Genomic DNA, 15711 nt, shown 5'->3' on the forward strand with positions numbered 1-15711 from the left:
TCTTAGCGCTCCTCTCGGAATTCGACGTGCTTGCGGACTACTGGATCGTACTTCTTCAGAACCATACGGTCTGGGTCGTTACGACGGTTCTTACGGGTTACGTAAGTGAAACCGGTACCAGCGGTGGACTTCAGCTTGATGATCGGACGTACGTCCTTATCCTTCTTTGCCATCTTAGAGCTTCACACCCTTCGCAATCAGGTCGCCAACAACAGCGTCGATTCCACGAGCATCGATGAGCTTGATGCCCTTGACCGAAAGGGTCAGGGTCACCTTGCGACGCAACGAAGGCACGTAGTAGGTCTTCTTCTGGATATTCGGATCGAAACGACGCTTGTTGCGGCGATGCGAGTGGGAGATGCTATGTCCGAAGGCCGGAGTAGTACCGGTTACCTGGCAAACAGCTGCCATGATCACTCCTCAGTTAGTTAGTAGTAAAATTCGGCGGTACTCGCGCACAGTGCCCATAAGTAAATATCGGCACCGCTTTTGTGCGTTATGAGTCCCGCCAACCAGTGAAACACCGTTAATACTGCACACTAGGAAGGTAACCAGGCTGGGTGAGAACCAACCGAAGAGCCTTAAAGTATGTATGTCGGTGAACTTCGTAACCGGTCGAGCAATGTCCCCGTACTCAGGTGGTCACGATATTCGGTATTACGGGCAACGCGCAGTTGCCATCCCACCGTGCGGCGGCACAACAACACACGCGATTAACGCCTGATTAGCTTATCGAGAATTCCTCAGTGTTCCAAATCGGTCGCGCCCGGCTTTAAGATCCAGTGATCTTGCTGAAGCGAGGCAGTAATCTTCCGCGTAATCCGCGCCAGACTCTTAACGTCCTTGTCATCAAGGGGATCGAACAAAAGTGCACGAACCGAAGCGACGTGATGAGGCGCCATTCGCACCACCGCTTCCCATCCAGCCTTCGTTAATGAGGCGATTTTCACACGTGCATCGTCCGGAGATTGCACTCGAAGCAGCCAGCCGCGCTGTTCCAGCTTCTTAACCACGTGCGAAAGCCGGGATAACGAGGCGCTGGTATGCGAAGCCAGTTGGGTCATCGAAAGCTGATGGTTATCCGCCTCAGAGAGCATGGCCAGCATATGATAGTCGAAGAGCGTAATGCCTTCAAGCCCCTGCAGATCGGAGTCCAGCGCGGACGGGAGCAGGGTCATGACGGATTGAAGTCCGAGCCATGCGTCGCGTTCGGACTGGGTCAGCCAAACAGGCTTCTCGCTCATCGGTGGTCCAATCGTTCAGGCCCTGCCAGTGCAGGAAGTGCGGTAGTCAACGGGTAAGAGAATACATTGTCAAGCTAGGCAACCGCCTAAACCTGAGCTTTTCTGAGGAAAACCAAAGGCTTGCACCGTGCGGTGCAAGCCTCTGGATAATCACGAATTTTCTAGCTGCCGCTTCTTGCGATAGCTGATCACTTGTCCTGTGACCACCACTAATAGGGCAACGATGAACATTGCCGAACCAATAACATTCGCTTGGGCGGGAATGCCACGGGTGGCCGAAACATAGATGAACTTCGGGAAAGTCTGGAACGCGCCCGAGTTGAAGTTCGTAATGATGAAGTCGTCGAAGCTCATCGCGAAGGACAACAACGCCGCGGCGATAATGCCGGGAAGCAACAGCGGGAAGGACACCTTCCAGAAGGCCGCGGCCGGTGACGCGTAAAGATCGGCTGCAGCCTCTTCCAATCGTGAATCCAGCGAGGAGACGCGAGCCCTAACCGTCACGATCACAAAGGACATGCAGAAGACCACGTGGGCGATCACGATGGTGCCGTAACCCAGCTCCCACCCCAGATTCAAAAACTGTGCCAGCAGCGACGCACCGAGCACCACTTCCGGGGTGGCCAGCGGCAAAATAATGAGCACGTCGGTCAGCTTGCGGAAGCGGAATTTGTACCGCACCAAACCGATCGCGATCCCGGTGCCCAATACCGTAGCGATCACCGTGGCCACCGTGCCGATCTGCAAGGAGTGCACCAACGACTGACATACCGCTGGAGCCCCACACGGGTTCATCCAGTTATCCAGGGTGAAGCGCTGCCATTGCAGGTTGGCTCGGCCGCCGTCATTAAAGGAGAAGACAAAGATGTAGGCGATCGGCACCAGCAGGTAAATAAAAGCCGCACCGCCGATCACCGGAATCAGCCAGCGTCCAATTTTCTGCTTCACGCTACATCAACTCCTCGGTGCCAAAGCGGCGGATATAGATCGTGACCAGAATGAGGATCGAAACCATCAGCACAAAACTCAGCGCCGCAGCGCCCGGGTAGTCGATGATTTTGAAGAACCGTGAGTCAATAACCTGGCCGATCATCGTGGTATCTCGGTTATTGCCCAGCAACGCCGAGTTCACGTAGTCGCCAGCGGCTGGAATGAAGGTCAGCAAGGTGCCAGCAAAAACACCCGGCGCGCTCATCGGCAGCGTGATCTTGGCAAAGGAGGTGATCGGACTGGCATACAGATCCCCGGAGGCCTCCAACAACCGGGTATCAAGCCGGCCGAGGTTCGCATAGATCGGCAACACCATAAAGGGCAGGAAGTTGTAGGTCAGGCCGGCCACCACCGCAAAGGGAGTGGCCGTCAGGTGTCCGTCCGCGGGTAGGATCGCGATGAATTTCAGCGTCTGCGCCACAAATCCTTCATCGGCCAGGATCTGCTTCCAGGCCTGGGTGCGCAGGATAAAGCTGGAGAAAAACGGGGCGATCAGCAGTACCAGCAAGATGCCTTGCAACAGGGTTTTTTCGCGCAACCGTACGGCCACCAGGTAAGCCATCGGGAAGCCGATCAGCAATGCCAGCACGGTGGAGATCAGCGCAAACCAGAAGGAGCGCAAGAGTTCTGGCCAGTACGCCGAAAGCACCGTCGCGTAGTTACTGAACTGCAGGCCCGGCACAAATTCGCCGACCTCCGCGCCGGGTGGTTTGGAGTACAGGCTCATCGCCAGCAAGATCACCACGGGCAGAGCGAAGAACAAAGCCAGGACCAACAACCCGGGAGTGATCAGAAAAATGCCAGTGCGGTTTTTGCGTTTTTCTGCCCGTAGCTCGTCCTTGCTACGCAGATCGACGCTCATGACTCGACCCCTGCGTCCACACGTTCATCCCCGGCCAGCCCGAAGGAGTGCTCAGCTTCCCACCCAAGGAACACCGTGTCACCTTCTGCCGCCGGTTGCTGGCCACGGTTCTGCGTGAAGGTGCCGATCAGGCCGATTTGCGCGACGTCCACGAGGTATTCCGTGGTGGTGCCGGTGAAGGAAACGTCCACGACAGTACCGGTGAGCTGATTCTGCCCATCAACTGGGTTTCGGTCGATGGTGATCTTTTCTGGGCGGACACCGACCACCACGTCTCCCTCGGTTTGCACCGCGCGCTCAGCTGGAAGCAAGATGGTGCGCCCGGCAACTTCCACGCTGAGCATGCCATCCGTCACTGCGCTGACCGTGCCGCGCATCAAGTTGGATTTGCCCAAGAAGTTGGCCACAAAAGCGGTGCGTGGCAACTCGTACAGTTCACGCGGTGGACCCATTTGTTCGATCCGCCCGCCGTTCATCACCGCGACCACGTCGGCCATGGTCATGGCCTCTTCCTGGTCGTGGGTGACATGGATGAAGGTCAGGCCCACCTCGGTCTGGATCTTCTTCAGTTCCAGCTGCATTTGCCGGCGCAATTTCATATCCAGCGCGCCGAGCGGCTCATCAAGTAACAACACCTGCGGGCGATTAACCAGCGCCCTGGCTAGGGCCACGCGCTGTTGCTGACCTCCCGAGAGTTGCGCAGGTTTGCGGTTGGCCAGGTGCGCGAGCTCAACAAGCTCCAGACCCGCCCGCGCCTTGTCAATCGCCTGTTTGTCCTTTTTGCGCTTGAGCCCAAAGGCCACATTTTCCAGCACCGACAAGTGCGGGAACAACGCGTAGGACTGGAAAACTGTATTAACTTCGCGGCGGTGGCTGGGCAGTGCGGTGACGTCCTGCCCACCGATCAAAATGCTGCCAACGCTCGGAGCTTCGAGTCCGGCGATCATTCTCAAGGTGGTGGATTTGCCGCAGCCCGAGGGCCCCAGCAAGGCAAAAAATGTTCCCGCTGGAACCAGTAGGTCCAGGTTTTCCACCGCGCTGAAGCTGGCGAAGCGTTTGCTAATGCCCGAAAGTTCGAGGTCAGCACCCGAAGTTACGGGGCTCTGTGTATGTTGAGCCAAAGTGGTCATACCCCTATCACGTCCTTATGCTGCCCGCGGTTCTGCCCGTGCGATCTTTGATTGTGCATCTTAGGCGCCGATCGCGTTCTGGAATTGAGTTGCCAGCGTTGATTCCTCGTCTGGCTCCAGCGAGCGGAAGACATGTGCTTTGGCCAGGTCCTGATCGGTAGGGAAAATCAGCGGGTTGTTCACCAGCTCCGGATCGATCTTCTCCATCTCTTCTTTGGCGCCGACCACCGGGCAAATGTAGTTCACATAGGCGGCGACCTCGGCGGCCACGGCCGGATCGTAGTAGAAATCCATCAGCTTCTCCGCATTGGTCTTGTGCGGCGAGGCCACCGGAACCATCAGGTTGTCACTCCACAGGGTGCCGCCGGCTTCAGGCAGGATGAACTCCCACTGGTCGTCGTTCTCAAAATTCATTTGCACCACGTCACCGGACCACACAATGCCTGCGATCGCGTCCCCGGAGATGAAGTCCTGCTTATAGGAGTTGCCCTTGACCTGGCGAATCTGGCCGTTGTCGATATTCTTGCGCAGCACGTCGGTGGCCGCACCAAACTCAGATTCGCCCCATTTTCCGGCCACATCCACACCGTTTTGCAACATCAATAGCCCCATGGTGTCGCGCATTTCATCCAGCACGGTGACCCGGCCCTTCAGCGCTGGATCCCAGAGGTCATCCAGGGACTTCAGACCCTTGGGGAAAGCCTTCTTATTCCAGGCGATGCCCGCGTAACCGGTCTGCCAGGTCAGCGAATGTTTGCGCCCTGGATCAAAATCGACGTTCTGCAAGCTTGGCAGCAGGTTCGCTGCGTTCGGGATGTTATCCAGGTTCAGCTCCTGGGCGTACCCCTGACGAATCAACCGCCCAGCCATCCAGTCGGTGAGCGTCACGATGTCTTGGCCGATGTCCTGGCCGGCCTTAAGCTGCCCCTGCACCTTGCCGTAGTACGAATCGTTGCCGTCGATGTCCTCTGCGTAGTTGACCTTGATGCCGGTCTTCTTGGTGAACGCGTCGAGGGTCGGGTAGGTCTTCTTTTTGTCGTCGTAGTCTAGGTACAGGGTCCAGTTGGCCCAGTTCACACTCTGATCGGACTCGGAAAGATCGGTCACCACCGCCTCGGTCTTGGTGTCCTTGGAGCCGCCGGTGCCACAGGCAGCCAGCAGGCCGGTCAGCCCTAACGCGCCTGCGGTGGACAGCACGGACCGGCGAGAAAAGCTGCGTTGACCCATGGCTTGGACCAGTGCTCGAACTTGAGGATCTTGCGGTAGTCGTCGTTGCGAGTGCGACATGGCATCCGTCCTTTTGCATCGTGAAAATGTGATCGGTCACATAGGAAACTGATGTCGTTCATCCTGTCAGCTATACAAAAGTCAAACAAGAGCTAAACAAAAGATTCCTCAGGTATTTAACGAACCGGAAACGAGAAACTTACAAAATGACCCCTTTCGCAACTGAATCAGTGGCTGTAGGGTCGGTTCAAAGCCCCCAAGACCCAAGGAGGTCGATATGACGTTACCCTCGCACTCAGCACAGGTGATCGACGAAATTTCCAAGGAGATCATCGAACAGCTGCAGGAAGACGGGCGTCGTTCCTATGCCGCCATCGGCAAAGCAGTGGGCCTGAGCGAAGCAGCGGTACGCCAACGCGTGCAGAAGCTGGTCGAGAGTCGCGTTATGCAAATCGTCGCAGTCACCAACCCATTGGAACTGGGCTTCACCCGCCAGGCAATGATCAGCATTGTCGCCAATCAAGACATTAACGGCACCGCCGATCGCATCGCCGAACTGCCAGAAGTCGACTATTGCCTGGTGACCACCGGAACCGCCGACATTCTCGCCGAGGTCATCTGCTCTAACGACGAAGACCTCTTGCGCGTGATTGGCACCATCCGCGGGATCGACGGCGTGCTCAGCACCAATACCTTCACGTACCTTTCACTGAAAAAACAGGAATACAACTGGGGAACACGATGAACACACCACGCGGTACCGATCGCCAGCAAGCAGCTCGCGATCACCTTTGGATGCACATGGCCCGGCACTCTTCCATCGCACAGGGTGGCCACGTTCCGATCATTTCGCGCGGGCAGGGGCACAAGATTTACGACGACGCCGGTCGTGAGTACTTTGACGGGCTCTCCGGTCTGTTTGTGGTTAACGCGGGTCACGGCCGAGCCGAACTGGCCGAAACGATGGCCAAGCAGGCAGAAAAGCTGGCCTTCATGCCACTGTGGTCCTACGCCCATGAACCAGCGATTGACCTGGCTGAACGTCTTGCCAGTTACGCCCCGGGAGACCTCAACCGCGTGTTCTTCACCACCGGCGGTGGCGAAGCGGTGGAATCGGCCTTCAAATTAGCCAAGCAGCACTTCAAAATGAAGGGCAAGCCTGGCAAGACCAAGGTCATCTCCCGCGCTTTGGCCTATCACGGCACCCCGCAAGGCGCCCTGGCCATCACCTCGCTGCCGGATATGAAAACTCCCTTTGAACCGCTGGTTCCGGGCACCTTCCGGGTGCCAAATACCAACTTCTACCGGGCGCCAGAAATGTTCGCCGACAATGAGAAGGACTTTGGACTCTGGGCCGCGGAGCGTATTCGCGAAGCCATCGAATTTGAAGGCCCGGACACCGTTGCTGCCGTCTTTTTGGAGCCAGTGCAGAATTCCGGCGGCTGCTTCCCGCCGCCACCTGGCTACTTTGATCGGGTGCGCGAAATCTGCGACGAGCACGACGTGCTGCTGGTCTCCGATGAAACCATCTGCGCGTTCGGACGCATCGGCTCGATGTTCGCCTGCAATGACTTCGGCTTTGTCCCCGACATCATCACCTCGGCAAAGGCCCTGACCAGTGGTTATGTACCGCTTGGTGTGATGGTTGTGTCGGACAAGCTCTTTGAACCGTTCACCAAGGGAGACACCACCTTTTACCACGGCTATACCTTCGGTGGGCACCCGGTCGCCGCTGCCGTCGCGATGGCCAATTTGGACATCTTCGAACGCGAGGGGCTGAACGAGAACGTCAAAAACAACGCCGACAATTTCAAATCGACCCTAGATAAGCTGCGCGACCTGGACATTGTGGGCGACGTGCGCGGGGCCGGCTACTTCTATGGGATCGAGCTAGTCAAGGACAAGGCAACAAAGCAGACCTTCAACGACGAAGAGTCCGAGCGACTGCTACGCGGCTACCTCTCCCCTGCTTTGTGGGAGGCGGGTCTTTACTGCCGAGCCGATGACCGCGGAGACCCGGTGATCCAGCTGGCGCCACCGATCACCATCGGACAACCCGAGTTCGACCAGATTGAATCGATCTTGCGCACCGTGCTGAAAGAAGCGGTCAACAAGATCTAACCCATTTGGCCCGCAGGATCTGCCTGCGGGCCATAAATCTGCAAGTCAGCGTCATATGAAGCGGCGGTTCTTCACGGTTTGTCGCTCAATTGGTGCTTTGTGTCATAGGCCACTAGTCTGAGGTCATTGGACGATCAAGATCGCCTTTTGGAAGATGGCAGGAACCTCATGACACTGGAACCGACCCGAATCAGGCTCGCACGTGAACGTGTGGCACTGAGCAGGTCAGCGCTGGCCGCGTCACTGGGCGTGGGCGAGCGGGAACTGGCCCAGGCCCCCGAAAAATTGAGTACTGCGTTGGCGCAGACGCTAGGTTGTGCCGAGCAATTTTTCCGCCTTCCCGCCACCTCCGGGATCGACGCTGAACGGATCTTCTTCCGCAGTCCGCGACGTACCAGCAACGCGCAGAAGCTCGCCGCAGCGGCCGCCGGGCGCACCGGTGTGGAGCTATACCGACTGATCACCCAAACTTTCCATTTGCCACCGACCGAAGTGCCGGAACTGACCGGCTACAACCCGGCTGACGCGGCAGCACAATTGCGTTTGGACTGGGATCTTGGCTGCGGGGCGTTACCCGACGTACTGCACCTGCTTGAATCTCACGGGGTGAGGGTGCTCAGTTTGCCCGCCGAGCTCGACGCGGTGAAAACCTTCAGCTTCTGGGAAGAGGGCCAAGCGTTCATCTTCCTGGCCTCGGGCACTAGTGCGGCGCAACGCTTTGCGTTGGCCCATGAGCTGGGGCACCTGGTACTGCACTCGTCGCTGAGCCGAAATGGGGAGCAGATCGCCCACGCTGAGTTGGAGGCCGATCAATTCGCCGCGCACCTGCTCATGCCGGCGTTGTCCTTGCAGATTCGGGTCTCGAACCTTTTGCAGATTCCTCAATTGCTCACGCTTGAAAAACATTTTGGGGTGCCGGCCACGGTGATTCTGGCTCATGCTCGAGCGTGTGGGGTGCTGGGCGAAAGCGCCTACACCTGGCTATGCCAAGAGATGCTGCTTGAGCCGGTGCGCAACAGCGCTCCGGAAACCTCGCGGGTCTTCTCGCTGGTCTTCCCTTCACTACAGTTTGACCACCGGGCCAGTACCGCGCGGATCGCCCAGGAATTGGGCCTGACCGAACAGCATATTCACGAACTGACTTTTGGGCAGGCTTTTGTTTTGCTCACCGGCGAAAATCAGCAGGATCCTGGGGAGAGTATCCGCGGGCATTTGCACGCGCTGTAGCTGAGGGCGGGCCGGCTATAGGGGGATTCGAGGCTTGTTTCAGGGACGGCTTCGGGGCCAGGCTTCAGGGGTCGACGATTTCTACTTGGAGCTCGCCGGCACGCCATAATTCCGTCATCCGATCGGCGAGCTGGTCGGCCTTGATGGCCTCGTCGGGCGTCATGAAATACGTGTTGACCCGCAATTTTTGTTCCGGATCCAAGGCCTCGGGCAGTAGTACCATCGGTCGACAGCCCGGGATTTTCACCGCGTGGAACAAGCCGCAATGACGTTCGACGTGATGGACCGGACAGCCCAGGGCGGCCGAATTGATATCCGTGGCGCCACCTTTTTCCCAGGCGTCAAGATGGTCGAGCTCGCATCGTTCAACGGGCATGGAGCAGCCCGGGTAAGAGCATCCTCGATAGGCAGCGCGTAGAGCTCTGCTCTGGGCTTTGGAGAACAGCCGTTGGCTGCGGCCAAGGTCTAGTGGTAGCGATTTGCCGTTGAGGATGACCGGGTAGATTCCCGCCGAACACATCATCGCGCGCACTTCTCCGGGTGCGAGGGCAAATCCCGAAGAGCTGACTGCATATTTTTCGCCTCCTGCCATCATTTTTTCGTAATCCAAAATGACGCTGACTTGACCTGTTGCCAAACCTTTTCGGGTGCCGGTGTCTTGTGCGGTTCGAGATGAATGATCGGCCATCAACAACGCCATCACTCCGATCAGGCGCCTTCGCTCCGGCTTCAAGTCTTCCCACGCTGGCTGCGGGTCGGCCTGTGGAGCAGGTGGAGCTGGTGGGTCGGCGGGCGCGTCGCCCGGATCAGGCGGATCGGGCGGCGGGTCGGTGGAGGAAGAGTCCTGCCGGGCCCAGTCGGGTTTGGTCGATTCGTCATCCCAGCCGGAGCCTTGCTCGCCGGTGAATTCAGCCTCGGTATCTTGCAAGGCGTCGCGGTTGCCGGCCAGCGTGGACGGATTGGACAGGGACGCAAAGAACGCCTCAATCACCGCCGCCTGCGAGGGCAGGACACGCAGGATGTACTCAACTAGGCCTTTGCGCAGGCCTCGGCGGTAGAGCCCGACCTCTTCAAGCAGCGCTTTGAGCGGTCGCTTGCCAGCTTTGACCCGTGCAACGAGCTCGCCGATGTGCTTACGGGCAGATTTGGGTTCGCCGGCAATCATCTGCAGGGCTTGGGATTCGAGCTGCTCTTTTTGGGCCTCGCCCGCCGGACCGTCAGCAAGGTCTTTGCGGGCCGAATGTAGTTTTGTCGCGGTGGCCAGCACCAAGCGAGGATCTACCTCAGGGTTAGCAAACTGCTGCGAGAGCTTAGGCAGCCAGGGCGGAAGCGGGGCGCCGGAATCGTCGATGCCGCCGATGAGGCAATCGGCCTGAACCAGCCGGTCGTTCACGGTGCTGCGCGGGATGTCCAGCCAGTCATGCATCATGGCGCGGGCGGAGCGGTAGTGCGTGCGCCCCATGGTGGTGTGCCCTTCGGCGGCGATCAGCTGCTCCATGCTGGGTTCGGTGCCCAGATCGGCGATGGTTTGCAGGGAGGCTTGGTCGAGTTTGTGGGCGCCGGACGTGCGTAGCGCGTGGGCGGCGTACAGCTGGGCGCGCGACTGCACGGCGGCGTGGTTTTCGGTGGCCAACGCGAAGTAGGCAGCGTGCCCGGCCGGAAGTTCGGAGGTTGAAAGCACAGCAGTCGCGGACGCGTAAAGCGTGTTGGCGGTGGCCAGATCTTGTAGCGCTTGGGCGGTTGCTGTGCTCATGTTTGTCAGTGTGCGCCGGGGCGCGGGCACGCGCAGAAACCCCGGGGCGGGCTGTGGAAAACGAGTCGGGAGAACTAGCCGGGAGAACTAGTCGTGCAGGCGGTGCCAGAGCAAGGCAACCTGCAAGCTCGCCCGTGATTCGGCGGAGTGCAGCCCCACCCCGAGTTTGGCTTCGAGCTTGGCTAAGCGCGTGTAGAGCGTGGGGCGCGAGAGATAGCCGGCCTTAGCTAGGGCGGACTTGTTGCCGCCGTGCGCGAGGTAGAGTTCGAGCAGGTCAAGTGCGGGTTCATCGAGCGGGTCCAGCAACCCGGCCAGTTCGGCGTGGGCAAAGGCGCGCATCCGCGAGTCGTTGCCCATCGCAGATAAAACCCCGCGCAGGCGCAGGTCGGCAAAGCGGTAATAGGGGCGGGCGCGCGTGGGTAGGTGCGGCACAATTTCGCTCACCGCTCGCGCCTGTTCCAGCCCGGTGATGGCGGTGCGCAGGTTGCCTTCGGAACCCACCCCGATGGCCAGCGGGGAACTGTGTTCTTCGGCCAAGCGGCGGGTGAATCCTTGCAGGGTGGAGTCCAGTAATTCGCGGGCGCGCAACGGCAGGATCAGCCCTAAGTACCCGGGTTTAAGCAGACCCGCGAGGAAGCCCAGGTGCAGGGTGTCGGCGAGCTGATCGAGCACTTCAAGCAGGGCACGGTCCGCCAGCTGAGTTTGGGTGGCCGTGGCTGCCGCGCTGCTGGAAATGACCACCGGCACGTAGTAGGCGGTGGCGGTCAGGCCCAAGGCTTGGGTCCGGCTGGCCAGCTCCTTGTCGCTGTAGTTATGTCCGGCGATCAGCTCGTGCAAGGTGGCGGTGCGGGTTTGGTAGAGCAGTTCGCGTTCATCGCGCCCGGACAGGCGGGTGATGGTCAGCGCCTGCCCGGCACGCTCAAGGACCATGGCCGCACGTTCATCGTCCGCTAATTCGGTGGGGACGATCAGCCGGCCCCAGCGTCGGCGGGCCGCCCCCACCGGAGTTTGCAACCAGTTTTCCGCCCCCGTGCTGCGCCCGGTGTGCTCCAGGAAGCCGACAAATTTGGAGCGGTTGATCCAGTCATCAAGTTGCGCGCCGGCGTGCGCCAAGACCCGGTGGCGGACATCTTCTAGCACCACCGGGGCGTCCAGTAGCGCGGCGGTGCGGGTGACAATTTGCGCTTCGTCCGCCTCTTTGAGTGAGAGCTCGGTGTAGATTTCGTGCACGGTGCGAGAAAATTGCACGGCTTCAAGCTGTTGGGCGACCAAGAGTTGGTGGATGACCTCGGTGATGGCCACAAAGCGGGTCTGGCGGCGCAGTACGATCACCGGTAAGCCCAGATCGGCGACGGAAAAATTGCTGCCGCTGGTGTTTTCGATGATGACCCCGGATGCGCCGGCGGTGCGCAGGGCGGTGATAAATTCGCGGACGTCGCTCACGTTGCGCAGGGTGGTGAGGACCAGTTCTCCGCCGAGCAGTAGCGCGATGTTTTCGCTGGATTCGGTGACGTGCACCCAGCGCAGTTCGGCATCCAGACCGTCGGCGCAGAGCACTTCGGGTTCGGCGCCTTGCACGATGGGCAGGGACAGCACCTCACTAACCGTCAGCATTTTTACACTCCGTCATCGATCGAGCTTAAATCATGACATAGTGCCGGTGTTCTGACTCACTATTCTCGACCATGATGAAGCCATGACACCTACCGAAAACCTGCAGCACTGGATTAATAACGCCGCCACGTCGACTCAAGATCGCACCGGCAAGATCTACAACCCGGCCACCGGTGAAGTGGCCCGCACCGTGCAGCTGGCCTCCAAGGCCACCACCGAGCTGGCCATCTCTGCCGCCGCCGACGCGTTTCCCAAGTGGCGCGATACTTCGCTGGCACGGCGCACCGCCATCATGTTCAACTTCCGCCAGTTGCTGACCGAGCGCAAGGGCGAGCTGGCCGCGATCATCACCGCCGAGCACGGCAAGGTGCTGGACGACGCCCTCGGTGAAGTGGCCCGCGGCCTGGAAGTGGTGGAGCTGTGCTGCAACGCGCCGTATCTGCTGAAGGGTGAATACTCGCAAAACGCTTCCACCGGGGTGGACGTGCACTCGCTGCGCCAGCCGGTCGGCGTGGCAGCGATCATCTCGCCGTTTAACTTCCCGGCCATGGTGCCGCTGTGGTTTTTCCCGGTCGCGATCGCCGCCGGCAATACGGTGGTGCTTAAACCATCGGAGAAGGATCCCTCGGCGGCCATCTGGCTCGCCCAACTTTTTGCCGAGGCCGGCGGCCCGGAAGGCGTGTTCAACGTGGTGCATGGAGATAAGGAATCGGTGGATACTCTCTTGACCGACCCACGGGTGAGCTCGGTGTCCTTTGTGGGTTCCACCCCGATCGCCCAATACGTGTACGCCACCGGCACCGCGCATAACAAGCGTGTCCAGGCCTTTGGCGGGGCGAAAAACCACATGCTGGTCTTGCCCGATGCCGACCTGGATCTGGCCGCCGATATGGCGGTGAATGCCGGATTTGGCGCCGCCGGAGAGCGCTGCATGGCGATCTCCGTGGTGGTGGCCATCGATTCGATCGCCGATGAGCTGGTGGCCAAGATCGCCGAGCGCGCCAAGACGCTGCGCGTGGGTGATGGAACCCGCGGCTGCGATATGGGCCCGCTGATCACCGGTGAGCACAAGGCCAAGGTGGCCGGCTACATCGATGCCGGAATCGAGGCGGGAGCGGACCTGGTGGTTGATGGTCGCACCGGCACCGTGGATGCCGAGGGTGAAGGCTTCTTCCTGCACCCGACGCTGTTCGATAAGGTCGGCACCAACATGTCCATCTACACGGACGAGATCTTCGGCCCGGTGCTTTCGGTGGTGCGCGTCCAGTCCTTCAACGAGGGCATCGAACTGATCAACGCCTCGCCATACGGCAATGGCACCGCGATTTTCACCAATGACGGCGGGGCGGCCCGCCGCTTTGAAGACGAGATCCAGGTGGGCATGGTGGGGGTCAACGTACCGATCCCCGTGCCGGTGGGCTACCACTCCTTCGGCGGCTGGAAGGCCTCACTCTTTGGGGATCAGCATGCCTACGGCCCCGAAGGTTTTAAATTCTTTACCCGCAATAAGGTGGTTACCAAACGTTGGCTAGATCCTAGCCACGGTGGCATCAACCTCGGCTTCCCGCAGAACGACTAGGAGCATCATGAGCGAGCAAGTAGCAGCCAACGCAGAAATCAGCGACGCGCAGATCGCAGCCGGGCAGCGTGCCTATGAACTGGATCGTGAGCATGTCTTCCACTCCTGGCAGGCGCAGGGACCATTTACCCCGATGACCATCCTAAAAACCGAGGCGTCCTATGTCTGGGATGGGGACGGCACCAAGCTGATCGACCTGTCCAGTCAGCTGGTGAATACCAATATCGGCCATCAGCATCCCAAGGTCATCGCTGCCATCCAAGAGCAGGCGGCAAAGATCGCGACGATCGCGCCCCAGCATGTCAACGTTGCACGCTCCGAGGCGGCCAGGCTGGTCGCCAAGCACACCCCAGGGGAACTGAACAAGATCTTCTTCACCAATGGCGGGGCCGACGCGGTAGAGCATGCGGTGCGTATGGCGCGGGTGCATACCGGCAGGCAGAAGGTACTTTCGGCCTATCGTTCCTATCATGGTGGCACGCAGCTGGCGGTGAATCTGACCGGAGATCCTCGGCGCTTCGCCTCGGATCAGGGCAGTGACGGGGTGGTGCACTTTTTCCCGGCCTACCCTTACCGTTCCTACTTCAACTCCACCACCTTAGAAGAGGAAACGCAGCGTGCGCTCAAGCACTTGGAGGACACCATCCTGCTGGAGGGCCCGGGCACCATTGCGGCGATCATTCTTGAATCCATTCCGGGAACCGCGGGTATTTACCTGCCACCTCCCGGTTACCTGCAAGGGGTTCGTGAACTGACTAAGAAGCACGGCATCGTCTACATCGCAGATGAGGTGATGGCAGGCTTTGGTCGCAGCGGAAAGTGGTTCGCCGTGGATCATTTTGATGTGGTGCCGGATCTGCTCACCTTCGCCAAGGGAGTGAACTCTGGCTACGTTCCGCTCGGTGGAGTGGCGATCAGCCCTGAGATCTTTGAGACATTCCGCGAGCGCCCGTACCCGGGCGGGCTAACCTATTCGGGCCATCCCCTGGCCTGCGCCGCAGCGGTCGCGACCATCACTGCGATGGAAGATGAGCGCATGGTTGAAAATGCGCAGCGCTTGGGAGAGGAAATCATCGGGCCACGCCTGGCACAGTTCGCCAAAGATCACCCGTCGGTTGGTGAAGTGCGTGGCACCGGAGTGTTCTGGGCGATCGAACTGGTAAAGAATCGGGAGACTCGTGAACCGCTGGCCGCCTATGGTGGCAGTAGCCCCGAGATGAACCAGGTGATAACGGCAGCGAAGAACGCCGGTTTACTACCGTTTGCTAACTTCAACCGGTTGCATGTGGTGCCGGCGATGAACATCGAAGATGAGGTGCTGATTGTTGCGTTGGATCGTCTGGAGCAAGCACTGATCGTCGCTGATAGTTTTGTCGAATAACCTCGTGCGCTTTTGGGAGGACAATGAGGAATCCACAACTCGGGAAAGGTGATCTGATCTAGTGACGTGGAACTACTACAGGGCTAGGGTAAATACATGGGAGAGTTCCTCAAGGTAGATTTTGCCACGCCAATGCTGTTTCTAGTTGTCGCGGTGATCTTGTTCGTAATTTGTATACCTGTGCTGATCCATGGGCTGGTGCGCCGAAAGAAGTTCGCTACGCTTCGCGACGGTGAACAGACCTATGCACGCCGCGCGTCGATCCGTACTGAATTACTGACCTCAGCCTTGGCCGCTTTGTTAGTGGTGGTTTGCCTCGGTGCTGGATTCAGCGGATACGCTCGCGCCCTGGATCATCTGCAGGCCAACATTGAGCAAGAGTTCTCCCCCACCAAATTAGAGATCCACCATTGGACCGGATCTTCGGCGGTAGCCACCCTCACTCTGCCGGACGGGACTACTTTTGACCCTGCGACGATCGCCGTGGAAGATGACTATCGTCCGGTAATAAATGAAGCACCGCGTAATGATCGGCTGGCAGCGAACCCAGAGCCAACGAGCTAACCCAGATATGAAATACTGA

Annotated in this window: 15 protein-coding genes; 6 read left to right on the forward strand and 9 right to left on the reverse strand. The window is 59.2% G+C overall.

What is annotated here, in order from left to right; all coding sequences use genetic code 11:
• Nucleotides 1-2: 2 nt before the first annotated feature.
• The 7 genes from rpmG to ACT3RW_RS13445 all read right to left on the reverse strand — a co-directional run bounded on the left by rpmG (nt 3) and on the right by ACT3RW_RS13445 (nt 5513).
• Nucleotides 3-173 (reverse strand): 50S ribosomal protein L33, encoded by a 171-nt coding sequence (gene rpmG / locus ACT3RW_RS13415; RefSeq protein WP_022874359.1) that lies wholly within the window; start codon nt 171-173, stop codon nt 3-5.
• Between the two features lies 1 nt (nt 174).
• A complete protein-coding gene (rpmB, locus tag ACT3RW_RS13420) occupies nt 175-411 on the reverse strand; it encodes a 50S ribosomal protein L28 (protein ID WP_060702424.1) in 237 nt (78 codons plus the stop codon).
• 332 nt (nt 412-743) lie between these two features.
• The gene (locus tag ACT3RW_RS13425; RefSeq protein WP_131088983.1) at nt 744-1244 is read right to left on the reverse strand and encodes a MarR family winged helix-turn-helix transcriptional regulator; all 501 of its coding nucleotides are present in this window, start codon (nt 1242-1244) and stop codon (nt 744-746) included.
• Nucleotides 1245-1394: 150 nt separating this feature from the next.
• Nucleotides 1395-2192, reverse strand: coding sequence for an ABC transporter permease (locus tag ACT3RW_RS13430; protein ID WP_444614068.1), 798 nt, complete (start codon nt 2190-2192; stop codon nt 1395-1397).
• Nucleotide 2193: 1 nt separating this feature from the next.
• Nucleotides 2194-3096, reverse strand: coding sequence for an ABC transporter permease (locus ACT3RW_RS13435; RefSeq protein ID WP_131088985.1), 903 nt, complete (start codon nt 3094-3096; stop codon nt 2194-2196).
• Complete coding sequence (locus ACT3RW_RS13440; RefSeq protein ID WP_444614069.1) at nt 3093-4226, reverse strand: ABC transporter ATP-binding protein; 1134 nt, start codon at nt 4224-4226, stop codon at nt 3093-3095. The genes ACT3RW_RS13435 and ACT3RW_RS13440 overlap by 4 nt, the downstream gene beginning before the upstream one ends.
• 60 nt (nt 4227-4286) lie before the next feature.
• Nucleotides 4287-5513 (reverse strand): ABC transporter substrate-binding protein, encoded by a 1227-nt coding sequence (locus ACT3RW_RS13445; protein ID WP_131088987.1) that lies wholly within the window; start codon nt 5511-5513, stop codon nt 4287-4289.
• A 217-nt stretch (nt 5514-5730) separates the two neighbouring features.
• Here ACT3RW_RS13445 and ACT3RW_RS13450 point away from each other — a divergent pair, with 217 nt between their 5' ends.
• The 3 genes from ACT3RW_RS13450 (at nt 5731) to ACT3RW_RS13460 (ending at nt 8801) form a co-directional block, all read left to right on the forward strand.
• Complete coding sequence (locus ACT3RW_RS13450; RefSeq protein WP_131088988.1) at nt 5731-6198, forward strand: Lrp/AsnC family transcriptional regulator; 468 nt, start codon at nt 5731-5733, stop codon at nt 6196-6198.
• Entirely contained in the window at nt 6195-7574 is a 1380-nt protein-coding gene (locus tag ACT3RW_RS13455; protein ID WP_444614070.1) for an aspartate aminotransferase family protein, read from the forward strand. The genes ACT3RW_RS13450 and ACT3RW_RS13455 overlap by 4 nt, the downstream gene beginning before the upstream one ends.
• A 168-nt stretch (nt 7575-7742) precedes the next feature.
• A complete protein-coding gene (locus ACT3RW_RS13460) occupies nt 7743-8801 on the forward strand; it encodes an ImmA/IrrE family metallo-endopeptidase (RefSeq protein ID WP_444614071.1) in 1059 nt (352 codons plus the stop codon).
• Nucleotides 8802-8865: 64 nt separating this feature from the next.
• Here ACT3RW_RS13460 and ACT3RW_RS13465 read toward each other — a convergent pair whose 3' ends face one another.
• Both ACT3RW_RS13465 and ACT3RW_RS13470 read right to left on the reverse strand, forming a co-directional pair.
• Nucleotides 8866-10584 carry an HNH endonuclease signature motif containing protein gene (locus tag ACT3RW_RS13465; RefSeq protein WP_444614072.1) on the reverse strand — a complete coding sequence of 573 codons (1719 nt, stop codon included), beginning with the start codon at nt 10582-10584 and terminating at the stop codon, nt 8866-8868.
• A 57-nt stretch (nt 10585-10641) separates the two neighbouring features.
• A complete protein-coding gene (locus tag ACT3RW_RS13470) occupies nt 10642-12168 on the reverse strand; it encodes a PucR family transcriptional regulator (RefSeq protein WP_444614073.1) in 1527 nt (508 codons plus the stop codon).
• Nucleotides 12169-12250: 82 nt separating this feature from the next.
• On the opposite strand from ACT3RW_RS13470, the gene ACT3RW_RS13475 reads away from it, so the two are divergent.
• The 3 genes from ACT3RW_RS13475 to ACT3RW_RS13485 all read left to right on the forward strand — a co-directional run bounded on the left by ACT3RW_RS13475 (nt 12251) and on the right by ACT3RW_RS13485 (nt 15692).
• Complete coding sequence (locus ACT3RW_RS13475; RefSeq protein WP_444614074.1) at nt 12251-13747, forward strand: CoA-acylating methylmalonate-semialdehyde dehydrogenase; 1497 nt, start codon at nt 12251-12253, stop codon at nt 13745-13747.
• A 7-nt stretch (nt 13748-13754) separates the two neighbouring features.
• Nucleotides 13755-15128, forward strand: a complete 1374-nt coding sequence (locus ACT3RW_RS13480) for an aspartate aminotransferase family protein (RefSeq protein WP_444614075.1) — start codon at nt 13755-13757, stop codon at nt 15126-15128.
• 96 nt (nt 15129-15224) lie between these two features.
• Nucleotides 15225-15692: a hypothetical protein gene (locus ACT3RW_RS13485; protein ID WP_131088995.1), complete on the forward strand. Its 468-nt coding sequence runs from the start codon at nt 15225-15227 to the stop codon at nt 15690-15692.
• Nucleotides 15693-15711 lie beyond the last annotated feature (19 nt).

The sequence above is a fragment of the Glutamicibacter sp. AOP5-A2-18 genome (assembly GCF_052446055.1).
GTDB lineage: Bacteria > Actinomycetota > Actinomycetes > Actinomycetales > Micrococcaceae > Glutamicibacter.